The following is a 22,661-nucleotide window of genomic DNA, read 5'->3' as shown; positions in this document are numbered from 1 at the left end:
GAGAAGATGGCACTATGACCGCTATGAACGCCACGTCACCCGGCCCTGGCAAGGCCGACCTGCGCCGCGCCGACGGGAGCCCGGTGCGGGTCCTCGTCGTCGACGACGAGGCGACGCTGGCCGAGCTCGTGTCGATGGCCCTGCGGATGGAGGGCTGGGAGGTGCGCAGCGCGGGCGACGGCACGGAGGCCGTCCGGATCGCGCGCGACTTCCGGCCCGACGCCGTCGTCCTCGACGTCATGCTCCCCGACTTCAGCGGCCTCGAGGTGCTGCGGCGGATGCGGTCCGAGGTGCCGAACCTGCCCGTCCTCTTCCTGACGGCGAAGGACGCGGTCGAAGACCGCATCGCCGGGCTCACCGCGGGCGGCGACGACTACGTCACCAAGCCCTTCAGCCTCGAAGAAGTCGCCCTGCGCCTGCGCGCGCTGCTGCGCCGGGCCGGCGGGGTCACCGGCGCGAGCGGGTCGACGCTGGTCGTCGGCGACCTCACCCTGGACGAGGACAGCCGCGAGGTGCACCGCGGCGGCGACCTGGTGCCGTTGACCGCGACCGAGTTCGAGCTGCTGCGCTACCTCATGCGCAACCCCAAGCGCGTGCTGTCGAAGGCCCAGATCCTGGACCGCGTGTGGAGCTACGACTTCGGCGGCCAGGCCAACATCGTCGAGCTCTACATCTCCTACCTGCGCAAGAAGATCGACGCCGACCGCGAGCCGATGATCCACACCATGCGGGGCGCCGGGTATGTCCTCAAGCCCGCAGGCTGAACCCGAGCGCGCCCGCCGGCCGTGGTCGCTGCGACGACGGCTGATCGTCCAGCTCGCCGCGCTGCTCGCGCTCGTGTGCCTGGTCGTCGGCGTGGTCACGGAGTTCGCGCTGAGCGAGTTCCTCGTCGGCCAGCAGGACAAGCGGCTCGCCGCGGCGAGCGACCGCGCCGCGCACGGCGGGGAACGGCCACCGCCGTGGACGTACGGCGAAACGCCGCCACCGCCGGACGCGCTGCGCGTGCTCGGGCAGGGCGACGGCACGCTCGCCGTCGTGCAGTCCGGCTCGACCGCCTCCGCGGGGGTGCTCGATTCCAGCGTGGGCGCGCCGTCGAAGCGCAAGCCGCCGTTCAAGAGCGTTCCGAAGGAGCAGGTGCTGACCCTGCTCGCGCTGCCGTCCGACGGGAAGCAGCGCAGCGTCGACCTCGGCGGCACCCTCGGCGAATACCGCGTCGTCTCCACGATGTCGCCCAACGGCGAGAAGACGGTCATCGGCCTGCCGCTGAAGGACGTCAACGAGACGCTCTGGCGGCTGGGCTTCATCCTCGGCGGCGTCGCGCTCGCCGGGATCCTGGTCGCGGGCGCGGTCGGCGCGGCCACGATCCGGCGCACGATGAAACCGCTCGACCGGCTGGCCGCGACGGCGACGCGCGTCTCCGAACTGCCGCTTGACCGCGGCGAAGTCGCGTTGTCCGAACGGGTTCCCGAGGCGGACACCGACCCGGGCACCGAGGTCGGCAAGGTCGGCTCGGCGCTGAACCGGATGCTGCAGCACGTCGCGAACGCGCTGTCCGCGCGGCACGCGAGCGAGAACCGCGTCCGCCAGTTCGTCGCGGACGCGAGCCACGAGCTGCGCACGCCGCTGGCGGCGATCCGCGGGTACGCCGAGCTGACCCGGCGCAGCGGCGAGCAGGTGCCGCCGGACGTCGCGTTCGCGATGGGCCGCGTCGAGTCCGAGTCGCGCCGGATGACGACGCTGGTGGAGGACCTGCTGCTGCTCGCGCGCCTGGACTCCGGGCGACCGGTGGTGCACGAGTGGGTGGACCTGTGCCGGCTGGTGGCCGACGCGGTCGCGGACGCGCACGTCGCGGGCCCGGACCACAAGTGGCTGATGGACGTCCCGGGCGAGCCGATCGGCGTCCTCGGCGACGCGGGCCAGCTGCACCAGGTGGTGATCAACGTGCTGGCCAACGCGCGCACGCACACCCCCGCGGGCACGACGGTGACGACCACACTGTCCACATCGGACGGAGTGGTCCGGCTGCGCGTGGCCGACGACGGCCCGGGCATCCCGCCGGACGTGCTCCCGGACGTCTTCGAGCGCTTCGCCCGCGGGGACAACTCGCGCTCCCGCGCGGCGGGCAGCACGGGCCTCGGGCTGGCGATCGTGGCGGCGGTGGCCGGCGCGCACGGCGGCCGCGTCGGGGTGCAGAGCCGGCCGGGGCGGACGGAGTTCGAGATCACCTTCCCGGCGGCGCCGGCGCCCACGTGAGCCGGGCCACGACCGTGGCGGAATCCGGCGCCAGGCGCAGTTCGGTCGCCAGCAGGTCCGGGTGCCGGAGCCAGTGCAGGCGTGCTTCGTCGGCCTCGCCCTCGAACGTCGGCGGCCACGACGTCATCGGCGTGAAGTCGTCGACGACCAGGGTGCCCCGCGGCCGCAACCAGCGGTGCGGGTCCAGTGGTGGCTCCGCGCCTTTGCCCTGCCCGCCGCCGTCGAGGACGAGCAGGTCGAACGGCCCCGCGGCGGCCAGGTCGGTCCAGTCGCCGAGCAGGAGCCGCACGGCGGGCACGTCGGCGAACACTTCCGCCGCGGCCGCGTGCCGCCCGGGGTCCCGTTCGACGCTGACCAGCGTCGTCCCGGGACGCGCTCCGGCGGCGAGCCAGGCGAGGCCGACTCCGCAGCCCGTCCCGGTCTCGCCGATCGCGCCACCCGCGACGCCGCCCGCCAGCAGCTCCAGCAACCGGCCCTGGGCGGGGCGGCAGGACCACCCGAACCCGGTGCGCCCGGCGGCCGCCACGGCCCGGCGCACCACGTCGGGCAGGCCGTCCTCGGCCGCGTACTCCGCGGTGCCGTTCTCCGCCATGACCTCCACCACCCGATCGGGGCCGATGCACAGCCGGCGCACAGCTTCGGCACAAGTTCACCACATGCGGCGCCGACACGGTGAACGCCATGACGACCACGCTGTCGGCGCCCGAACACGCCCAGCCCGCTCCCGAAGCCGTCCGGAAACCGCGGTGGGTCAGGCCTTCCGTGGCCGCGCTGCTGCTCGGGACCGGCCTGCTCTACCTGTGGGACCTGGCCAAGACGGGCTGGGCCAACGACTTCTACGCCATGGCCGCCCAGGCCGGTACGTGGAGCTGGAAGGCGCTGTTCTTCGGTTCGCTCGACCCGGGCAACGTCGTCACCGTCGACAAACCGCCGTTCTCCCTCTGGATCATGGGGTTGTCCGGGCGGATCTTCGGCTTCTCGAGCTGGAGCCTGCTCGTGCCGAACGCGCTCGCCGGGGTCGCGTCGGTCGGGCTGCTCTACCTCGCCGTGCGGCGGCTTTCCGGGCCCGGTGCCGGGCTGCTCGCCGGGGCCGCGCTCGCGTTGACGCCGGTCGCCGCGCTCATGTTCCGTTACGACAACCCCGATGCCTTCCTCGTGCTGCTGCTCGTCGCCGGCGCCTACTGCGTCGTGCGTGCGCTCGAGCGCGGGAGCACGGCGTGGCTGGTGCTCGCCGGGGTCGCGATCGGGTTCGGCTTCCTCGACAAGATGCTGCAGGCCTTCCTCGTCCTGCCCGCGTTCGTGCTGGCCTACGCCGTCGCGGCGCCGACGTCGCTCGGGCGCCGGATCGGGCAGCTCTTCGCCGCGGCCGGGGCCGTGGTCGTCTCGGCGGGCTGGTGGATCGCGGCCGTCGCGCTGTGGCCGGTCGCCGATCGGCCGTACATCAGCGGTTCGACCGACAACACCGTGCTGGAACTGGCTTTCGGCTACAACGGCCTCGGCCGGATCTTCGGTGAAGGCCGAGGGGGCGGCACCTCCGCACCACCGTCTGGAGCCGGCGGTCGCGGCTTCGGGGGCTTCGGCGGCGAAACCGGCCTGACGCGGCTGTTCGGCGGCGAGTTCGGCGGGGAAGCGTCGTGGCTGCTGCCCGCCGCGGTCATCGGCCTGGTGGCCGGTCTGTGGTTCACGCGCCGCGCGCCCCGGACCGACCGGACGCGGGCGGCGCTGCTGCTGTGGGGCGGCTGGCTGGTCGTCACCGCGGTCGTCTTCAGCTACATGAGCGGCATCATCCACCCGTACTACACGGTCGCGCTGGCCCCGGGGATCGCCGGCACGCTGGGCATCTCCGCGCGGGAGCTCTGGCGCGGCCGGGCGAACTTCGCGGCCCGCGCGGTGCTGGCCGTCATGCTCGCGGTCACCGCGGTCTGGGGGTTCGTGCTGCTCGCGCGGACGCCGGAGTGGCAGCCGTGGATCCGCTACGCGCTGCTCGCGCTCGCCGCGGCCGCGGTCCTCGCGCTGCTCTTCGGCGCCGACCGCGTCCGGCGGCTGGGCCCGGCCGTGGCCGCGGTGGGCCTGTGCGGCGCGCTGCTCGGGACGGCGTCCTTCACCGTCGCCACGGCGGCGACCGCGCACTCCGGCGGGACGCCGTCGTCCGGCCCGTCCGTCGCGAGTGGACGCGGGTTCGGCCGCGGCTTCGGCGAGGGGCAGACCGACACCGCGGTGATCGACCTGCTGAAGAGCACGACGACGAAGTGGGCCGCGGCCCAGAGCGGGGCGATGCAGGCGGCCGGGCTCGCGCTCTCGAGCGACCGCCCGGTGCTCGCGATCGGCGGCTTCTCCGGCAGCGACCCGGCGCCGACGCTCGCGCAGTTCCAGGAGTACGTCGCCGCGGGCGACATCCACTACTACGTCGCCGGCGGGCGCGGTGGCTTCGGCGGCGGCCGCGGAACCTCGGGCGAGATCGAGTCGTGGGTCGAACAGAATTTCGCGCCGGTCACCGTCGGGGGGACGACGGTTTACGACCTGACAAAATCGGTCAATTGATCGAAATTAGGCCGATTGTTTCAAACGTGTTAACAGTCGGGGAACCATTCGCGGATCCGGAGCCGGTGCGCTATCGACGGAGGCGCACACCTGTTCGAACGCGGTCCCGGTGACCGGGGAATCGCGAACGATTGTTCGGCGCCGGTCGGTTGCCCTCGGTGATGATCACGGGGCGGCGTAACGACGAGGGACTACGGCCCGTGCAACTGCACGCGCCCGCGGCCGAGATCTTGGCCGGGCGGCCGACAGAAACATCGGTGTCCTTGATCTTCGAAGTTGTCGATGTTGCTGGTTGACACGGTTGACGGTCACTCGTTCGGCGGCATCCGCTGGGCATTGTGGTGATCTTGTGCTCCTCGCTAGGCTCTCCGCCGGGTGAGGGACAAGGGGTGGCTGATCCGGTGCGTTGAGAGGCCGGATCTCACTGGGTGTGGTGATCCCTGTCCGCGTTCTCTCGCTCATGACCCGATCAGGTGCGTCTGGAAGAGAGCAGCGATGACTGTGCGCTTTCGGCGCCGCAACACTCCACTCCCCCCGCCTTTTGGAGTTTCGCTGTGACTTCCCGCCCCCGTCTGCTGACGGTGCTCCTCACCTTGCTGACCCTCGCCGGCGTGACCGCCCTTTCCGGGTGCAGCGACAGCGACGCCTCCGGCACCGGCGGCAAGATCACCCTCGGGTTCAGCGCGTGGCCGGGCTGGTTCCCCTGGCAGGTGGCGCAGGAACAGGGCCTGTTCGCGAAGAACGGCGTGAACGTCGACCTGAAGTACTTCGACAACTACACCGACAGCATCAACGCGCTGTCCAGCGGGGCCATCGACGCGAACAGCCAGACCCTCAACGACACGCTCTCCTCGGCCTCCGGCGGCGCCAAGCTGTCGATCGTGCTGGTGAACGACAACTCCACCGGCAACGACAAGATCATCGCCCGTGAAGGCATCAACGCCGTCGCCGACCTGAAGGGCAAGAAGGTCGCGGTCGAGCAGGGCACGGTCGACCACTACCTGCTGCTGCTCGCGCTGCAGGAGGCGAAGCTGACCGAAAAGGACATCGAGCTGGTCAACCTGCCGACCGACGCCGCCGCGGCCGCGTTCGTCGCCGGCCAGGTCGACGCGGTGGGCGCGTTCGCGCCGTTCACCTCGAAGGCCCTCGAGCGCCCGGGCAGCCGCGCGATCTCGACGTCGGCGGAGTTCCCCGGCGCCATCCCGGACCACCTCGTCACGTCGCAGAAGCTGGTCAAGGAGCGCCCGAAGGACGTCCAGGCGCTGGTCAACACCTGGTTCGAGACGCTGACCTGGATCAAGAACAACAAGGACGCGGCCATCGGGATCATGGCCAAGCGCGGCGGGGTGTCCGACGCGGACTACAAGACCTACGACGCCGGCACCACGATCTTCACGCGCCAGCAGAACATCGACGCGTTCACCCCGGGCGTCACCGCGCAGCACCTCGACTTCCAGGCGAACAAGATCGTCGACTTCATCGTCAGCACCGGGCTCGCGCAGCAGCGGCCGTCGCTGGACGGCCTGTTCGACGACCAGTTCGTGAAGGCCGCGCCGCAGTGACCGGTCCGACCCAGCGGACCACCCCGGCGGACACGGCCGACGAACGCGCCGCCGAGGCGCTGGAGGCCGAGCAGCGGCTCGCCGAGGAGCAGGAGTCCGGCCGGGGCCGTCCGGCCTGGGCGCCGCTGCCGCGCCGGGCCGCGCCCAAGACCGCGTCGCCGCTCTTTTCCTTGCGCACGCCCATTTCCGCGGGGGCGCGCTGGACGCTGGCGGTGCTGTCCTTCGCGATCCCGTTCCTCGCCTGGGTCGTGCTGAGCGTCAGCGGGGCCGTCGACTCGACGTTCCTGCCGTCGCCGGCCGCGGTGGTCAAGGCCGGTGTCGACATGGCCGGCACCGGCGAGCTCTTCGACGACCTCTGGGCGACGACCCAGCGGGTGCTCGAGGGGTTCGGCCTCGCCGTGCTCGTCTCGGTGCCGCTCGGCATCCTGATGGGTACCTTCACGGCCGGGCAGGCGTTCTTCGAACCGCTGATCGGGTTGCTGCGCTACCTGCCGGCGAGCGCGTTCATCCCGCTGCTGATCATCTGGCTCGGCCTCGGCGAGCCGTCGAAGATCGCCATCCTCTTCATCGGGACGGTCTTCTTCAACACGCTGATGACCGCCGACGTCGTCCGCGGCGTGCCCGGCGCGCTCATCGACGTCTCCTACACGCTCGGCGCGCGCCGGGGCGAGGTGCTGCGCAAGGTCGTCGTGCCGCACTCGCTGCCGGGCATGATCGACGCGATCCGCGTCAACGCCGCCGCCGCGTGGAACTTCGTGGTCGTCGCCGAGCTGATCAACTCCTCGGCCGGCCTCGGCTACCGGATCGTCCGCGCGCAGCGGTTCCTGCAGACGGACAAGATCTTCGCCGTGCTCGTGGTCATCGGGATCGCCGGGCTGGTCATCGACGTCCTGCTGCGCCTGCTGCGCACGCGGGTCGGGAAGTGGGCGGCATGACGCTGGAACTGCGGAACGTCGCCAAGGACTACACCGTGCGCGGCAAGGTGACGCGCGCGCTCGACGGCGTCGACCTCGAGGTGCTGCGCGGCGAGTTCGTCTGCGTCGTCGGCGCGAGCGGCTCGGGCAAGTCGACGCTGCTTTCGCTGGTGGCCGGGCTCGGCAAGCCGACCGAGGGCGAGATCGTGCTCGACGGCGTCCCGGTGACCGGCCCCGGCCCGGACCGCGGGCTCGTCTTCCAGGCCGGTGCGCTCTACCCGTGGCGCAGTGTCGAGAAGAACGTCGCGTTCGGACTGGAGCTGCTGCCGGTCGACGCGGCCGAGCGCGCCAAGCGCGTGGACTGGTACCTCGCCGAAACCGGGCTCGACGCCGTGCGCAAGTCGCTGCCGAAGCAGCTTTCGGGCGGCCAGAAGCAGCGCGTCGCGATCGCGCGGGCCTTGGCGTGCGAACCGGACGTGCTGCTGCTGGACGAACCCTTCGGCGCCTTGGACGTCCAGACCAAAGAGGACATGCAGGTGCTCATCCGCCAGGTGTGGGCCGACACCGGCACCACGGTGCTGATGGTCACCCACGACGTCGAGGAAGCGGTGTTCCTGGGCGGCCGGGTGGTGGTGCTCGCCTCCGACCCCGGCCGGATCGCCGCCGACGTCGAGGTGACGCTGCCCGCCGAGCGGGACCTGGCGGTGAAGCGCGAACCGCGGTTCCTCGCGCTGCGCGCCCGGATCGAGGACCTCGTCCGGGAGCAGCACCGCGGGCACGTGAGCCGGGTGGCCGCGGTCGAGTGAGAACGGAAGACGGGAAGGTGGCGGGATGAGGCACGGCGGGGCGACCGCGGAACGGGCCGGCGGCGGGGGAATCCTGGCCCGGCTCGGCATTCGCGGCAAGCTGAACCTGCTGCTCCTGCCCCCGCTCGCCGCGGTGGTGCTGGTGTCGGTGCCGTTCGTGCTGACCCAGGCGAGCAGCGCGACGGCCTCGGCGCAGTCGGCGACGGTGGCGCGCCAGGCCCAGCAGCTCGGCGGGCTGATGTGGCAGCTGCAGCGCGAGCGGCTGCTGACGGCCGCGTTCGTGGCGACGCCGTCGGCGAGCCCCGACCGGATGCTCCAGCAGCAGAAAGCGGTCGACGCGACGATCGCCGACGTCCGCCGGTCGCTCGGCGCCGACGCCCCCGACGAGCTTTCCGCGGCGCTGACCCGGATCGGCTCGCTCGGCGAGCTGCGCGAGAACGCCGTCCGGCGCGGTGTCGCGCTCGACAGCGTGGCCCGCACCTACCACGCCGTGATCGACGCGGTGATCGACTCCCTGCGCCTGGTCCCGCAGCTCACCAGCGACGCCGAGGGCACCCGCGAGCTGACCGCGCTGGACGCGCTGCTGCGGGCGAACGAGGAAAGCTCGCTGCGGGCCATGGCCCTCATCGTGACCGCCGTGTCGCCGGACGCCGGTCAGTCCATCCTGGACGACGCGACCCAGCAGGTGCCGATCTTCATCGACCGGTTCGTCAAGCAGGGCGACGACGGTGACGACAGCGAGCGGGCCGCGCTGGTCGTCCGGGTCGAGCAGAGCGACGCCGGCCGGCGCGTCGACGAACTCGCCGCCCAGGTCGGCAACCCGCGGGACGCGGCGGGCACCACGCAGTACGTCGCCGACGTGCTCACCGCGGCGGAAACCCATGCCGGGCAACGGAAGCTCGTGCAGGAACGCGCCACCGGCGAGATCGCCGACGCGGCGACCGGGCGAGCTGACGCCGGCACCCGGCTGGCCTGGACGGTCGGTGTCGGTGCCGGGCTGCTGTTCCTGCTCGTCGCCTTCCTCGCCGTCGCCGTCTCCCGGTCGATCGCCCGGCCGCTGCGGCGGCTGACCACCGCGGCGACGTCGGTCGCCGACCTCGCCGGCACCGAGCTCGTCCGCGTGACCGACACCGAGGAAGCCGAGGAGCAGATCCCGCGGCTGGCCACCATCGACGTCGTCTCCGACGACGAGCTGGGCAAGCTGGCCGCGGCGTTCAACCGGGTCCAGACCACCGCGGCCGAGCTGGTCGAACGGCAGGCGCTCACCCGGCGCAACACCGGCCTGATGTTCGCGAACGTCGCCAAGCGCACGCAGAACCTCGTCGGCCGCCAGCTCGCGCTGATCGACGAGGTCGAGCGCAACGAGCAGGACACCCGGCTGCTGGCCAGCCTCTACCGGCTCGACCACCTCTCCACCCGCCTGCGCCGCAACGCCGACAACCTGCTCGTGGTGTCCGGCACCCGCGACGAAGCCCGGATCGCCGGCCCGATCGAGCTGTCCACGGCCCTGCGCTCCGCGCTCGCCGAGATCGAGGACTACCAGCGCGTCAAGCTCGGGGTCGTCGCGGAGATCCTGCTGTCCTCGGCCCTCGGCGCCGACCTGGTGCTGGTGTTCGCCGAGCTGCTGGAGAACGCGACGTCGTTCTCGCCGCCGGGGTCGGTGGTCGAGGTCGACACGATGCTCCTCGCCGACGGCTCGTGCCTGGTGAACATCGTCGACCACGGCATCGGCATGACCGCCGAGAAGATGGCCGAGGAGAACCAGCGGCTCGTCGAGCGCGAACGCCTCGAGCTGGCCCCGACCAGCGTGCTCGGCCTGTTCGTCGTCGGCCGCCTCGCGCGGCGCCACGACCTGGGCGTCGAACTGCTCGCGACGCCGACCACCGGCGGCGTGACCGCGCGGCTGACGATCCCGCCGTCGCTGTTCAGCCACCGCTCCGGGCTGCGGCCGCCGAAGGAGGCGCCGTCGATCCCGGCGCAGGCGCCCGCCCCGGTCCACGCGCGGCCCGCGGAGGCCGTCGCGGTGTCCACTTCGGACGGTCCGCGGCCGGTCGAGCCGTTGCCGGCGCCGGCGATCCCGGCGCTGCTCAGCGTCGCGCACGCCAACGGCTTCCGCTGGTTCAACCAGCTCGAACCGGTGTGGCCGGACACCGAACCCGCCGAGCCGCCCGCGGCCGAACCGGACGCCGAGACCCGCGGTGGCCTGCGCCGCCGCGTCCGGGGCGCGCAGCTGCCCAGCCCGGGGACGACCGCGCCGGTGGCCGGGGAGAAGCCGCGGCACGACCCGGACGCCACCCGGGCCGCCATGGACGGGTTCGAGAGCGCCTTCGCGAAGGCCGCCGAGGTCAGCGCGATGGAGCACGACCCGCCGTCCGCGCCGCCGACCGTCGTGACGGCGCCCGTGCCCGCACCGGGCGACGGCGCGTCGCTGCCGGTGCGCGTGCCCGGGGACTCGGCGATGCCCGCGTCGCACCACCTCGCGACCCCGCCGGCCGGCGTCCCGGCCGCCCCGCAGTCCCGGGACGGCCTGGTCCGCCGCGTCCCGGGTGCCCAGCTCGCCCCCGGACTGCGCCAGCAGCCCGCGGGCAGGCCGATCGCCCGCGCCGTCGTGAACCGCACCAGGCGGGACCCGGCGGCCGAGCGAGCGGCGTTCGACGCGTTCGCCGCCGGCCTCGCCAAGGCGGACGTGGTGACGGCAGACAGCCCGCCGCGAGGCGTGGTCGCCGGTCGTGTGACGGAACGAGCAGAAGAGAGCAGGAAATGAGCATCCCCGCAGCTGGCGTCAGTGTCGAAGCCCAGAACTTCAACTGGCTGGTGAGCCGCTTCGCGCAGCACACGGCGGGCGCGATCGCCGCCATCGCGGTTTCGGCCGACGGCTTGCTGATCGCCGTGTCGTCGGAGCTCGAGCGGTCCAACGCCGACCGCCTCGCCGCGATCTCCTCCGCCATGCTCGGCCTCGCCCACGGCGTCTCCGAAAGCCACCCGCTCGGCTCGCCGGACAAGGTGATCATCGAGCTGGAGCACGGGTACCTGCTGGTCTGCACCATCAGCATCGGCTGCTCGCTCGGCGTGCTCGCCAACAAGCAGGCGAGCCTCGGCACGATCGCCTACGAGATGGCGATGTTCGCCAACCGCGCCACCGAAGTCCTCACGCCGGGGCTCATCGAGGAGCTGAAGAACACCGTGGGGTCGTGATGACCGAAGAACCTTCGCTCCTGCGGCCCTACCTGATGACCTCGGGGCGGGCCCAGCCGGTCGACCAGAGCCTGGAGATCGAGGCGCAGGTCATGACGTCCCGCCTGGGGGCGGCGTCGCACCCGAAGCTCACCTTCGAACGGCAGGAGATCGTCTCCCTCTGCCGGAGCACCATGTCGGTCGCCGAGGTGGCGGCCATGCTCGGCCTCCACATCGGCGTCGCCCGCGTGCTGGTGGCCGACCTCGCCGAGCTGGGCTACGTCGTCGTCCGGCGGCCGGCGAACCACACGTCGCAAGACCTCGGCATGATCGAAAGGGTCATTCGTGGACTCGAAGCCATTCACTGAACCGGCGGCCCGCCCACCGGCCCCGGTCAAGATCGTCATCGCGGGCGGCTTCGGCGTCGGCAAGACGACGGCGGTCGGCGCCATTTCGGAGATCAAGCCGCTGACGACGGAGGCGGCGATCACGTCGGTGGCGGCTTCGGTGGACAGGACCGGCCACGTCCCGGCGAAGACCACCACGACGGTGGCCCTGGACTTCGGCTGCATCACGATCGACGACGAGGTGAAGCTGTACCTGTTCGGCACGCCCGGCCAGGACCGCTTCGGCTTCATGTGGCAGGACCTGGTCCACGGCGCCCTGGGGGCGCTGGTGATCGTGGACACCCGCCGCATGGACGACTGCTACCCGGCGGTCGACTACTTCGAGAACGCGGGCCTGCCGTTCGTGGTGGCGGTGAACATGTTCGACGGATCGCTCGGGCACAACCTGGAGGACGTCCGGTGGGCCCTGGCGGTCAGCGAGGACGTCCCGCTGATCACGTTCGACGCGCGGCAGAAGCTGTCGGTGCGGGACGCGCTGCTGGCGGTCCTGCACAACACGTTCAAGAAGGCCCGGGCCCAGGCGGGCGCGGGGGCCTGAGGGGCCCGCCGGGCCACCGAGGGTTCTCGGTGGCTACACTGATCCACGGACCCCGCGCGGCGTCCACCCTGTGAACCTCCCCAGGGCCGGAAGGCAGCAAGGATAAGCAGGCTCTGACGGGTGCGCGGGGTCCCCTTCTTTTCGGGCTCCGGCTCTCGGGGCTTCGCCCCTTCGCCGGACCCCTTCACTCCGTCCTTTCACCCGGGGGCCGAGCCCCCGGACCCCCACGGTGCCTCTCCTGCGGGTCTGCGGGTCTTCCGCGGCCTTCCTTGCGGGTTCGTGGGTCTGCCGTGGCCTTTCTCGCGGGTCTGCTGGTCCTTTAGAACAGGCCCAGTACGTCGTCCGGGGGTTGGGGGGACGGGGGCCGGTCCTCGTCTGTGAGCGGGACCGCCCTGCCTGCCAGCTTCCGCAGCTCCGCGCCCTCCACGCACCTCGTCGGGAACGCCGCCGAGGCCGTGCGGCGGGCGATCTCCGCCGTCGGCAGCGGGGCGGCCGAGGCCGCGAACACCAAGTTGCCGAAGCGGCGCCCCTTCAGCACCGCCGGGTCCGCCAGCAGCAGGACCTCCGGGAACACCTCGCGCAGCGTCGCCAGGAAGCGGCGCGCGAACGGCAGCCCCGAGCCGTCCGTGATGTTGGCCAGGTAGATCCCCGCCGGGCGCAGGATCGTCGCGATCGCGCTCGTCGCCTCCAGGGTCGCCAGGCCGCCCGCCAGCGTTGCCCGCTCGAACGCGTCCACCACCGCCAGGTCCGCCGTGTCCTCGCGGCGGGTCGCCAGGCCGGCCCGGCCGTCCGTGATCCGGACGCGCAGGCCCGGCACCCGCAGCCCGAGCTGGGCGCGGACCAGCTCCACCAGCTCGCCGTCCGCGTCGAACACCAGCTGCCGCGAACCCGGGCGCGTCGCCGCCACGTACCGCGGCAACGTGCACGCCGCTCCGCCGATGTGCAGCGCGTCCACCGGACCCGGCGGCAGCTGGTCCACGACGTCGCCGAAGCGCCGGACGTAGTCGAACTCCAGGTTGGCCGGGTCGTCGAGGTCGACGTACGACTGGGCGACGCCGTCCACCGACACCAGCCAGGCGTTGCCGCGGTCGGCGTCGCGGAGCAGCTCCGCCGTCCCGAACCGGACCGGGTACCGCCCGGGCACCGGACCGGGCTTCCGCGAACGACTCACGAAGCCGCAGCGTATCGGAAACATTCCGACCGGCCCGGCGATAAGGGAGCGGAACGATCATCGATCGAGGGGGTTTTCCTTGCGTGCGAACGCAGTAATCGTCGCCGCGGCGCTCGCCGCCGGTGTCTTCGCGACGCCGGCGGCCGCGGACGTCCTGCCCGACCGGGCCCAGGCCGTGGGGTACCTGGAAACCGGTGGCCCCGGCGTCGCCAGAGCCGCCGAGGCGGCGTTGCTCGGCAGCCCGGCCGACCTGCAGGCCTTCCTGGCGACCGGCCGCCAGCAGGCCAGGGACGACGACGACCGGGTGCTGGTCACCCAGGTCCTGTCGACCGGCGGCCCGGTCACCAAGCGCGCCGCCCAGCAGGCGCTCAGCGGCACCATCGAGGACGTCCGCGCGTTCCTGGCCACCGGGCTGGCCCAGGCCCGGATCGCCGACGACCGCATCGCCGTCGGCCAGGCCATGAGCATCGGCGGCCCGGTGGTCAACGAGCGCGCCCAGAAGGCGCTCGACGGCACGCCCGCCGACGTCCGGGCGTTCCTCGAGACCGGCCTGCAGCAGGCCCGCGACACCGACGACCGGATCACCACGGACCAGGCGCTCGCCGCCGGCGGTCCCGAGGTCCAGGCCGCCGCGCAGACCGCGCTCGACGGCACCCCGGCCGACGTCAGGTACTTCCTCGCCGTCTGGCGGCAGGTCGCCGCGAACGGGGACGCCGAGCTCGCCGCGGTCCAGGGCCAGCTCGACGGCGCCAAGGCGGGCGCGGCCGCGCACCACCCGCTCATCGTGCGGCTCGCCGGGGAACGGGCCCGGAAGATCGCGTCGGACGCGCGGCAGGCGAACACCGACCGGCTCGCCGCCCAGCAGTCCGCGGCCCAGCACGACGCCCAGGTCGCCGCGGGTGCGGCCGCCGACGCGGCGCAGCAGGCGCGTGACGCCGCCGCCCGCGCGGCGCAGGCGAAGTCCGACAACGACAAGCTGCTCACCGACGCGGCCGACCCGGCGCTGACCGTGTCGAACGGCCGTCGCGCGTCGGTCTACCTGCTGCGCAACGGCGGCGCCGCCGTCAAGAACGCCGCGCGAACCGCGCTGTCCGGTTCCGACGACGACGTCGTCACGTTCGTGCGTAGCGGGTTGGCCGCCGCGCAGGAGTCCGACGACCGAGCCGCCGTCGCGGCGATCGCGGCCGACACGACGGCTCGTCCGGGCCTGCGCCAGGCCGCTCGCGACGCGCTCGCCGGGCCGTACGCCGGGGTCGCCGCGCTGCTGCGCACCGGCGACTACCCGGGCCGCGACACCGACGACCGCGTCGAGGTCGCCCAGATCATGGCGGCCGGCGGCCCGGCGACGAAGTCGTGGGCGCAGAAGGCGCTCGACGGGACCGTCGCCGACGTCCGCGAGTTCCTGGCCCACGGGCAGTACACCGCGCACCTGATCGACCTGCGGGTCAAGGTGACGCAGACGCTGTCGAACGGCCCGGAGGTCAACGCGGTCGCGCAGGGCGTCCTGGACGGCCCGGACTCGTACCTGCAGCCGTACCTGGACGGCGAACTGGGCAAGGCGCGGGCGCGTGACGCCTTCACCGCGGCGCACGTCGCCAAGGTGAATGGCCTCCTGGCCCAGCTGCCCTGACCGCACGGCGAAGGTTGTCGGTGGTGCCCGGTACCCTCGCGACGTGGCTCTCGCGCTGTACCGCAAGTACCGTCCGGCAACCTTCGCCGAGGTCGTCGGGCAGGAGCATGTGACCGAACCCCTCCGCACGGCGCTGTCCGCCGGGCGGATCAACCACGCGTACCTGTTCTCGGGGCCGCGGGGCTGCGGCAAGACGTCCAGCGCGCGCATCATGGCGCGCTCGCTGAACTGCGCCAAGGGCCCGACGCCGGACCCGTGCGGCGAGTGCAACTCGTGCAAGGCGCTGGCGCCCGAGGGGCCGGGCAGCGTCGACGTCACGGAGCTGGACGCGGCGAGCCACGGTGGTGTCGACGACGCCCGCGAGCTGCGGGACAAGGCGTTCTACGCGCCGGCCGAGTCGCGGTACCGGGTGTTCATCATCGACGAGGCGCACATGGTCACCACGCAGGGCTTCAACGCCCTGCTGAAGATCGTGGAAGAGCCGCCCGAGCACGTCATCTTCATCTTCGCGACGACCGAGCCGGACAAGGTGCTGACCACCATCCGCTCGCGCACGCACCACTACCCGTTCCGGCTGATCCCGCCGAGCTCGATGCGCGCGCTGCTGGAGCGCAACATCGCCGCGGAGGGCGTCGAGGTCGAGCCGTCGGTGTACCCGCTGGTCATCCGCGCGGGCGGCGGTTCGGCGCGCGACACGCAGTCGGTGCTGGACCAGCTGCTGGCGGGCGCGGGCCCGGACGGCGTTTCGTACTCGCGCGCGGTCGCGCTGCTGGGCGTCACGGACGTCGCGCTGATCGACGACATGGTCGACGCGTTGTCGACGGAGGACGCCGCGACGGTGTTCTCGACGGTGGAGAAGCTCGCGGAAGCAGGCCACGACCCGCGCCGCTTCGCGACGGACCTGCTGGATCGCCTGCGGGACTTGGTGCTGCTGCGCGCGGTGCCGGACTCCGCGGGCGGGCTGGTGTCGGCGCCGGAGGAAGAGCTGACCCGGATGGTGGCGCAGGCGGAACGCATCGGCCTGGCGACGCTGTCCCGCTACGCGGACATCGTCCACAATGGACTTTTGGAGATGCGCGGCGCGACTTCGCCGCGGCTGGTGCTCGAGCTGTTGTGCGCGCGGATGCTGCTGCCGTCGGTGACGGAGGCGGAGAAGGCACTGCTGGCGCGCATCGAGCGGTTGGAGCGCAGGGCGACGCTGGCGGGTGGGGGTGGCGCGCCCGCGGAGGGTGGTGTGGAGCCTCCCGTGCGGGCGATGCAGGAGAGCAAGTTCTCGCGGCCTTCGCAGCGCGCGGGTTCGGCTGGGCCGGCGCCGGTGGCGGCTCCGGAACCCGCGCCCGTACCGGCTGCGGCGAGCGCCGGTGCTTCGGCTCCGGCCGCCGGCCCTGACACCGCGCCGGGGCAGCTCGCCGATGGCGGAGCTTCCCGCCCGTCCGCTCCCACGGCTCAGCCGCGCACGCCGGCCGGCGGCACGCCGGCGGCCGCAAGCGCCGGTGCCTCGGCTCCGGCGGCGGGGGCACCCGCTGCCGAGTCCGGCGATGGTGGTTGGGGTACTCCGCGTACCCCGGGCGGCGGCACTCCCGCCCCTGCGGCGGGGCAGCCCGCTCCCGCGGCCCAGTCCGGCGATGGCGGTTGGGGAACCCCGCGCACGCCAGGCGGCGGCACTCCGGCCCAGCCAGCGCCCCCAGCTCCGGCCGCGCCCGAACCCAGCACGCCGGCCGCTTCCGGTGCGCTCGATGCCGCCGGGATCCGGAACGTCTGGCCGCAGCTCATGACCGCCCTGCGCAAGTTCACCGGCGGGCGGAGCCTCGAGGCGATGCTGACCCAGGCCACCGTCGCGAGCGTCGAGGGCAACTCCCTCACCCTCACCCACAAGTCCGAACCCCTGGCCCGCCGCCTGTCCGACCAGGACAACGCCCGCAAGATCGCCGGCGCGCTGTCCGACGTCCTCGGGGGCGACTGGCAGGTCCGCTGCGTCCACGGCAACGCCCCGGCCGCGCCCGCCGCCCGTGCGCAGCAGGCCGCGCCCGCCCCGGAACGGTCGTTCACCCGGCAGTCCGCGGCCGCTCCCGCGCCGGCTGTCGAACGGCCCGCGCCCGCTCCGGCCCCCGTCGCGCCGGCGCGGCCGAAGGTGACCACCAGCGAGCCGGACATCCCGCTGCCCCCGGAACCCTCCGACGAGGACGACGAAGACCTCTACAACGAGGACGCCAGCCCCGCCCCGCCGCCGCCCCCACCGCCGCCGGACCAGGACCCCGATGAGGTCGCCCGCAAGCTGATCTCCGACCACCTCGGCGCCCGCCCGCTGGACTAGCCCGAGGGGCCGACGCCCGTCACCCGGTCCGCGGTGACCCGCACGATCACCGCGGTCGGCGAGCCCTGGTTGCCCCGCGGGTCGCGGCGGATGTTGTGCACCTCGGGCCGCGGCCCCTCCACGCCCATCACGAGCTCATTGACCTCATCGGCGACGCCGTCGTCGCGGCTCAGGAAGCCAGGTATGCCTCGATCGCCGCCGCGATCGCGGACGCGTACTGCTGGCGCCCCTCCGCGCTCGTCATCCGGGCCGCCTCCGCCGCGTTGCGCATGTTGCCGCACTCCACCAGGACCGCCGGGCGCGTCGACAAGTTCAGCCCGGCCAAGTCCGCGCGCGCCGACAGGCCGTTGCCGCCGATGTAGTTCGACGTGCTGAAGCCGCCCGTGCGCAGCGTGTCCCGGACCACCTGCGCCAGCCTCGTCGACGGCTCGCCCTGCGCCGCGTTCAACGGCGGTGACGAATACGCGACGTGGAAGCCGTTCGCGCCCGCCGCGGTCGAGCCGTCCGCGTGGATGGAGACGACGGCGTCCGCGTTCGCCTCGTTGCCGATCGCCGCCCGGCGGTCGACGCAGGGGCCGACGCCGGTGTCGTTCTGTCGCGTGTAGACAACGCGGATTCCCTTGGCGGCCAACGCCTTCCCGACGCGCTGCGCGACGTCCCAGGTGAACGCGTGCTCGGGGTAGCCGGCGTTGGTCGCGGTGCCGGTGGTGTTGCACGGCTTGGTCTGCCCGCGGCCGGCGGGCACCTGCCGGTTGATCTCGGCCGGGTGCGAGCCGTTCCCGCCGTTGTGCCCGGGGTCCAGCACGACGACCTTCCCGGCCGCGACCGGTGGCGGGACGGAAGACGGCGAAGCCGACGAAGACGGCGAAGGCAGCGGAGACGAAGAAGCCGCCGGACTGGAGGTCACGGTCGTCGGCGTGACCGTCCTGGTGGTCAAGGAGGCCGGCGCCGCCGGGACGTCGTCGGCGCAGCCGGTGAGCAGCAGGGCACCGGCCAGCAGGAAGGGGACAATCGCGCGTCGCACGGCGACCACGGTGCCACAGCCCGGCACCCCGCGTGGCGCGACTACCCTGGTGGCTGACACAGGCGTGCAGAGAGGACCGAGCGAATCATGGCGCAACCCGGCGGCGGCTTCGACATTTCCCAGCTCATGCAGCAGGCGCAGCAGATGCAGCAGAAGCTCGTCGAGGCCCAGGAAGAGCTCGCCAACACCGAGGTCACCGGCACGGCCGGCGGCGGGCTGGTCACCGCGACCGTCTCCGGTGACAGCCAGCTGAAGAGCCTCCAGATCGACCCGAAGGTCGTCGACCCGGACGACGTCGAGACGTTGTCCGACCTGATCGTCGCGGCGGTGCGCGACGCGTCGGCGAGCGCGCAGAAGCTCACCGAGCAGAAGCTCGGCCCGCTGGCCGGCGGGCTCGGCGGCGGTGGCGGCCTGCCGGACCTCGGCAGCCTCGGCTTCGGCGGCTGACGAACTTGTACGAAGGTGTCGTCCAGGACCTGATCGACGAGCTCGGGCGCCTGCCCGGGGTCGGGCCGAAGAGCGCCCAGCGGATCGCGTTCCACCTGCTGGCCACCGACCCGGCCGACATCGCCCGGCTGCAGGACGTGCTCGGCAAGGTCAAGGAGGGCGTGCAGTTCTGCGAGGTCTGCGGCAACGTCTCGGAGCAGCAGAAGTGCCGCATCTGCCGCGACGAGCGCCGCGACCTCACGGTCATCTGCGTGGTCGAGGAGCCGAAGGACGTCCTGGCGGTCGAGCGGACGCGCGAGTTCAAGGGCCGCTACCACGTCCTGGGCGGCGCGCTCGACCCGCTGTCGGGCATCGGGCCGGAGCAGCTGCGGATGCGCGAGCTGCTCAAGCGCATCGGCGAGGCGGACATCAAGGAGATCATCATCGCCACGGACCCCAACACGGAGGGCGAGGCGACGGCGACGTACTTGGTCCGCATGCTGAGGGACTTCCCGGGCCTGAGCGTGACGCGGTTGGCATCGGGCCTGCCGATGGGCGGCGACCTGGAGTTCGCGGACGAGCTGACCCTGGGCCGCGCCTTGTCGGGCCGCCGTGTCCTATAGCGGGCTCCCGGTCGAGCCGGTCCGGACGTTCCTGTCCGTCGAGCGGCGGCGGAGGGAATGGGAACTCGTCGACATCCGGGACTGCACCGAGCTGCCCGAGGTGCGGTACAGCGCCGATCTGACCGGCGTGATCGAGCTGACCGTCGGCCAGGTTCCCCTCCTGGGACCCACCTGGGAGTCGGACATCGAGCTGCTTTGGCTCTCGCTGGCCGATCTCGTGGCTCAGTACCGCGACCACGGGCACGCCCAGGGTGGCTTCCCCGACCAGCCCGCGGACATCACGCTCGAGCCGGTGCCGCCGGAGCTCATCCGGATCACCGTGGCCGGCGGGGAGTACCGCCAGACCGCGGTCACCGTTGAGGAGAAGCTGCTCTCCGCGCTCGCGGCGGGCGGTGTCGAGTTCTTCGAGAAGTTCGCCGACCTGACCGGCCGGAACTTCGACCGGGGCATCCGGAGGCTCACTGGTCGAAGCGGCGCAGGTCGTACAGGTCCATCAACCTGATCACCTTGTTCGCGTACTCCGGGTCGGTGGCGTACTTCCGCGCCACCGCCCGGACGAACGCGTCGGGGTCGTCCCGCACCGGCAACGCCGCCGCGTAGTTCGACGAAGTCGTCAACAGCCGTCCGTAATCGCGGAACGAGTCGGAAATCGACGCGTACGAGCGGAAAAACGCGTCCACCGGGTGGCACGGCGCCGGAATGCACTCCGTTGTCGGGTACGACGCGCACCGCAACGCGAGAGGCCCCGGGCTCGTCGGCGTCACGCACTTGAAGCCGAAGTAGTTCAGCTCGTTCACCGACAGCCGGCTGCGGCCCCAGTTCGACTCCAGGATCGACTGCGCCACCGTCACCGATGCCGGGATGTCGTACGCCTCGTGGATCGCGCGCGCGATCGGGCCCGCCGAGTCGACGTAAGCCGACTGGTACCCCGAGGAAAGCGCCGCGTCGTGCACCGACGCCTGGTCGATGGGCGGCGGGACCACCGCCAGCAGCGCCGCCAGTCCGATGTGGATCATGGCGACACTTTGCCCGGCTCACCCCCGGAAAAACGCGGGGTCACCCCAAAGAGACCTCAGCAGTAGCCGAGCTGGGCCAGCGTGTCCACGACGATCTCGGACGGGTGGTACTTGTCCATCCAGGACTCACCGCGCCGGTTCTGGTACGTGTCGAGGAAGTTCTGCAGCTTGTCGCCGCGCATCTCCGTCAGCACGACCGTCTCGCCGAGGTGCTGGGGCGTCTCCGTGCGCTCGCGGTGCACCGCGCACGGCAGGCCGAGGTAGTAGCACTCCGCCGAAAGACCACCCGAGTCGGTGACGACGTACTCGGCGCGCGCCACCAGCGGGAGGAACTTCAGGTAGCGCATCTTCGGCTGGACGATGAACTGGTCGTCGAAGATGTTCCCGATGCCCAGCGCGCGGATCTTCTCGCGCTCCGGCGCGCCCGCCATGTACAGGATCGGCATCTTGCGGCTCTGCTCGCGCAGGATCTCCAGCGCCTCGCGGTACTTGTCCGGGCGCGAGACCAGCTCGAAGCGGTGCAGCGTGGCCAGGCCGAACTTCTCCGGCAGGTTCGGCACGTCCAGCGGCCCGTTGATGGCCAGGCGCATCGCGTCGATCGCCGTGTTGGCCTCGGTGTCCACGACCACGCCGCGGGCGTGGCGGAGGTTGTTCACCTCGCGGATGCTCGGCGCGAAGTGGATGTCGACGATCTTCGCCGCGATCTTGCGGTTGAGCTCCTCGGGCAGCGGCGACAGGATGCTGCCCGACCGCGCGCCCGCCTCGACGTGGCCGACGCGGGACTTGAGGATCCGCTTCCCGATCAGCGAGCCGTACGGCGTCGTGAACGTGTCGCCGTGCACCAGCACCAGCGGGGGACGGCCGTCCTCGGTCAGCGCGGCGCGCAGCTCGTGGCGGCGGCTCCACGCGGTGCGCAGCACCTGCGCGGCCCAGCCCGGCACCTGCGCCGGCGACTCGAGGTTGTGGGCCTTCTCCTCCGGCACCAGCCAGACGTCGGGCGCCGGCATGTTCAGGTCCGCGAGGACGTCCGCGACCTCGTCGACGTGCTGCGCGGTGAACCAGATCTTCGGCCGCATCCCGCGCTCGCGGATCCCGTGGTAGACGGGCGCGATTTTGATCAGTTCCGCGGTGGTGCCGAGAATGAAGGAAATCACCAGAGGAGCCCATTTCAGGTCGGGTGCGGTGGCGTAAGGATACTGGCCGACCTCCCGCGGGGGCCGCCGGGTAGCCTCGGCCCGGTGAGTGCGAACCCGCTCCTCCCCTCGCTCAGCGTCGTGATCCCGGTCTACAACGAGCAGGACTGGATCGAACGCAGTGTCGGCGCGCTGCTCGCCTCGGCCGAGACGGCGAACTGGCCGATCGAGGTCGTCGTCGTCGACGACGGCAGCACGGACGCCACGCCGGCGCGGCTCGACGAGCTGCGCGAACGCCACGGCATCACCGTCGTCAGCCAGGCCAACTCAGGCCGCTTCGAAGCCCGGCGGGCGGGCATCGCCAAGGCCGGCGGCAACCAGATCCTGCTGCTCGACAGCCGGGTCGTGGTGGACGAGGGCGCGCTCACCTTCCTGCGCGACCAGCTCGTCGACCACCCCGAGCGCACGGTGTGGAACGGCCACGTCAACGTCGCCTCCGAAAACAACCCGTACGCCGGTTTCATGGCCGGGCTGGTGAAGATTCCCTGGCGCCGCTACTGCGCCGATCCGCGCCTGATGTCCTTCGGCATCGAGGAGTTCGACCTCTTCCCGAAGGGCACCGGATTCTTTTCCGCGCCGCGCGGCGTTCTCGAAGCGGCTTCGGACGCTTTCGTCTCGCTGTTCGACGACGTGCGCTTCGCCAGTGACGACACCGGTGTCCTGCGCTGGATCGCCGAGCGCCACCGCATCTTCCTCGCGCCGGAGCTCTCCGCGACCTACCACGGGCGAGACAGCTTCAAGAAGTTCGCCGCGCAGGCCTACTTCCGCGGGACGACCTTCGTGGACTCCTACCTCGGCTCGCCCGGTCCGGCCCGCAACGGCCTGTTCGCCGCGTTCGGCGTCGGCCTGCTCGGCCTCGGCGTCGCGGTCAAGCGCCCGAAGACGGCCGTGCTGCTCGCGGCCGCCGGTTCGGCCGCGGCCGGGGCCGCCGTGACGCGCTTCGGCGCGACGAACGCGGAGGCCAAGGCCGTCGCCAAGCTCGCCCCGGTGTTCGGGGCCGGCTTCGGCGCCGGTGCGGTCCGCGGCCTGGTCATGGCGCTGCGCGCCCGCCGGCGGCGGGGACGATGAG

General features: G+C 72.4%; 22 protein-coding genes and 1 other RNA gene. 17 read left to right on the top strand and 6 right to left on the bottom strand.

Annotation, left to right across the window (positions count from 1 at the left end):
- Window positions 1–14 precede the first annotated feature (14 nt).
- Window positions 15–764, top strand: a complete 750-nt coding sequence (locus tag ACERZO_RS42625) for a response regulator transcription factor (RefSeq protein ID WP_303246986.1) — start codon at window positions 15–17, stop codon at window positions 762–764.
- Window positions 742–2,253 (top strand): sensor histidine kinase, encoded by a 1,512-nt coding sequence (locus tag ACERZO_RS42620; RefSeq protein ID WP_372671661.1) that lies wholly within the window; start codon window positions 742–744, stop codon window positions 2,251–2,253. Before ACERZO_RS42625 ends, ACERZO_RS42620 begins: the two co-directional genes overlap by 23 nt.
- Here ACERZO_RS42620 and ACERZO_RS42615 read toward each other — a convergent pair.
- Entirely contained in the window at window positions 2,222–2,845 is a 624-nt protein-coding gene (locus ACERZO_RS42615) for an O-methyltransferase (protein ID WP_372671660.1), read from the bottom strand. The two genes, ACERZO_RS42620 and ACERZO_RS42615, sit on opposite strands and share 32 nt — an antisense overlap.
- Before the next feature lie 89 nt (window positions 2,846–2,934).
- Here ACERZO_RS42615 and ACERZO_RS42610 point away from each other — a divergent pair, with 89 nt between their 5' ends.
- The 9 genes from ACERZO_RS42610 to ffs all read left to right on the top strand — a co-directional run bounded on the left by ACERZO_RS42610 (window position 2,935) and on the right by ffs (window position 12,334).
- Entirely contained in the window at window positions 2,935–4,794 is a 1,860-nt protein-coding gene (locus tag ACERZO_RS42610; protein WP_372671659.1) for a glycosyltransferase family 39 protein, read from the top strand.
- Window positions 4,795–5,387: 593 nt separating this feature from the next.
- A complete protein-coding gene (locus tag ACERZO_RS42605) occupies window positions 5,388–6,356 on the top strand; it encodes an ABC transporter substrate-binding protein (RefSeq protein ID WP_372671767.1) in 969 nt (322 codons plus the stop codon).
- Window positions 6,353–7,291, top strand: coding sequence for an ABC transporter permease (locus tag ACERZO_RS42600; protein WP_372671658.1), 939 nt, complete (start codon window positions 6,353–6,355; stop codon window positions 7,289–7,291). The genes ACERZO_RS42605 and ACERZO_RS42600 overlap by 4 nt, the downstream gene beginning before the upstream one ends.
- Window positions 7,288–8,076 carry an ABC transporter ATP-binding protein gene (locus ACERZO_RS42595; RefSeq protein WP_372671657.1) on the top strand — a complete coding sequence of 263 codons (789 nt, stop codon included), beginning with the start codon at window positions 7,288–7,290 and terminating at the stop codon, window positions 8,074–8,076. Before ACERZO_RS42600 ends, ACERZO_RS42595 begins: the two co-directional genes overlap by 4 nt.
- 25 nt (window positions 8,077–8,101) lie before the next feature.
- Window positions 8,102–10,840: a sensor histidine kinase gene (locus tag ACERZO_RS42590; protein WP_372671656.1), complete on the top strand. Its 2,739-nt coding sequence runs from the start codon at window positions 8,102–8,104 to the stop codon at window positions 10,838–10,840.
- On the top strand, window positions 10,837–11,271 hold the full coding sequence (locus ACERZO_RS42585; RefSeq protein ID WP_364378792.1) for a roadblock/LC7 domain-containing protein: 435 nt from the start codon (window positions 10,837–10,839) through the stop codon (window positions 11,269–11,271). The genes ACERZO_RS42590 and ACERZO_RS42585 overlap by 4 nt, the downstream gene beginning before the upstream one ends.
- Entirely contained in the window at window positions 11,271–11,618 is a 348-nt protein-coding gene (locus ACERZO_RS42580; RefSeq protein WP_372671655.1) for a DUF742 domain-containing protein, read from the top strand. Before ACERZO_RS42585 ends, ACERZO_RS42580 begins: the two co-directional genes overlap by 1 nt.
- Window positions 11,596–12,195, top strand: coding sequence for a GTP-binding protein (locus ACERZO_RS42575; RefSeq protein WP_372671654.1), 600 nt, complete (start codon window positions 11,596–11,598; stop codon window positions 12,193–12,195). Before ACERZO_RS42580 ends, ACERZO_RS42575 begins: the two co-directional genes overlap by 23 nt.
- A 44-nt stretch (window positions 12,196–12,239) precedes the next feature.
- Window positions 12,240–12,334, top strand: an RNA gene (ffs, locus tag ACERZO_RS42570) — signal recognition particle sRNA small type.
- A 180-nt stretch (window positions 12,335–12,514) separates the two neighbouring features.
- Here ffs and ACERZO_RS42565 read toward each other — a convergent pair.
- Window positions 12,515–13,390: a spermidine synthase gene (locus ACERZO_RS42565; RefSeq protein WP_372671653.1), complete on the bottom strand. Its 876-nt coding sequence runs from the start codon at window positions 13,388–13,390 to the stop codon at window positions 12,515–12,517.
- A gap of 55 nt (window positions 13,391–13,445) precedes the next feature.
- Here ACERZO_RS42565 and ACERZO_RS42560 point away from each other — a divergent pair, with 55 nt between their 5' ends.
- Together ACERZO_RS42560 and ACERZO_RS42555 are read left to right on the top strand one after the other, a co-directional pair.
- The gene (locus ACERZO_RS42560) at window positions 13,446–14,996 is read left to right on the top strand and encodes an ALF repeat-containing protein (protein WP_372671652.1); all 1,551 of its coding nucleotides are present in this window, start codon (window positions 13,446–13,448) and stop codon (window positions 14,994–14,996) included.
- A 43-nt stretch (window positions 14,997–15,039) separates the two neighbouring features.
- Window positions 15,040–17,310 (top strand): DNA polymerase III subunit gamma and tau, encoded by a 2,271-nt coding sequence (locus ACERZO_RS42555; protein ID WP_372671651.1) that lies wholly within the window; start codon window positions 15,040–15,042, stop codon window positions 17,308–17,310.
- On the opposite strand, the gene ACERZO_RS42550 is transcribed toward ACERZO_RS42555, so the two are convergent.
- Complete coding sequence (locus ACERZO_RS42550; RefSeq protein ID WP_372671650.1) at window positions 17,307–17,438, bottom strand: hypothetical protein; 132 nt, start codon at window positions 17,436–17,438, stop codon at window positions 17,307–17,309. The genes ACERZO_RS42555 and ACERZO_RS42550 overlap by 4 nt on opposite strands.
- 41 nt (window positions 17,439–17,479) lie before the next feature.
- Window positions 17,480–18,343: an N-acetylmuramoyl-L-alanine amidase gene (locus ACERZO_RS42545; protein WP_372671649.1), complete on the bottom strand. Its 864-nt coding sequence runs from the start codon at window positions 18,341–18,343 to the stop codon at window positions 17,480–17,482.
- A 78-nt stretch (window positions 18,344–18,421) separates the two neighbouring features.
- Here ACERZO_RS42545 and ACERZO_RS42540 point away from each other — a divergent pair, with 78 nt between their 5' ends.
- Genes ACERZO_RS42540 through ACERZO_RS42530 form a run of 3 tightly spaced genes read left to right on the top strand, consistent with a single transcriptional unit; the run spans window position 18,422 to window position 19,885 of the window.
- Window positions 18,422–18,781, top strand: a complete 360-nt coding sequence (locus tag ACERZO_RS42540) for a YbaB/EbfC family nucleoid-associated protein (RefSeq protein WP_372671648.1) — start codon at window positions 18,422–18,424, stop codon at window positions 18,779–18,781.
- Window positions 18,782–18,786: 5 nt separating this feature from the next.
- On the top strand, window positions 18,787–19,383 hold the full coding sequence (gene recR, locus ACERZO_RS42535) for a recombination mediator RecR (RefSeq protein WP_364014686.1): 597 nt from the start codon (window positions 18,787–18,789) through the stop codon (window positions 19,381–19,383).
- Window positions 19,373–19,885 carry a hypothetical protein gene (locus ACERZO_RS42530; protein WP_372671647.1) on the top strand — a complete coding sequence of 171 codons (513 nt, stop codon included), beginning with the start codon at window positions 19,373–19,375 and terminating at the stop codon, window positions 19,883–19,885. The genes recR and ACERZO_RS42530 overlap by 11 nt, the downstream gene beginning before the upstream one ends.
- Here ACERZO_RS42530 and ACERZO_RS42525 read toward each other — a convergent pair.
- A complete protein-coding gene (locus ACERZO_RS42525) occupies window positions 19,842–20,399 on the bottom strand; it encodes a glucosaminidase domain-containing protein (protein WP_372671646.1) in 558 nt (185 codons plus the stop codon). The two genes, ACERZO_RS42530 and ACERZO_RS42525, sit on opposite strands and share 44 nt — an antisense overlap.
- A 56-nt stretch (window positions 20,400–20,455) precedes the next feature.
- The gene (locus ACERZO_RS42520) at window positions 20,456–21,553 is read right to left on the bottom strand and encodes a UDP-N-acetylglucosamine 2-epimerase (RefSeq protein WP_372671645.1); all 1,098 of its coding nucleotides are present in this window, start codon (window positions 21,551–21,553) and stop codon (window positions 20,456–20,458) included.
- An 84-nt stretch (window positions 21,554–21,637) separates the two neighbouring features.
- Between ACERZO_RS42520 and ACERZO_RS42515 the strand changes: the two genes are divergently transcribed.
- Window positions 21,638–22,660 (top strand): glycosyltransferase family 2 protein, encoded by a 1,023-nt coding sequence (locus tag ACERZO_RS42515; RefSeq protein WP_372671644.1) that lies wholly within the window; start codon window positions 21,638–21,640, stop codon window positions 22,658–22,660.
- Window position 22,661: the final 1 nt, after the last annotated feature.

The sequence above is a fragment of the Amycolatopsis kentuckyensis genome (genome assembly GCF_041679295.1).
Classification (GTDB): Bacteria; Actinomycetota; Actinomycetes; order Mycobacteriales; family Pseudonocardiaceae; genus Amycolatopsis; species Amycolatopsis kentuckyensis_A.
The sequence above is the reverse complement of the archived record's forward strand: the minus strand, read 5'-3'. Positions and strand labels throughout refer to the sequence as shown.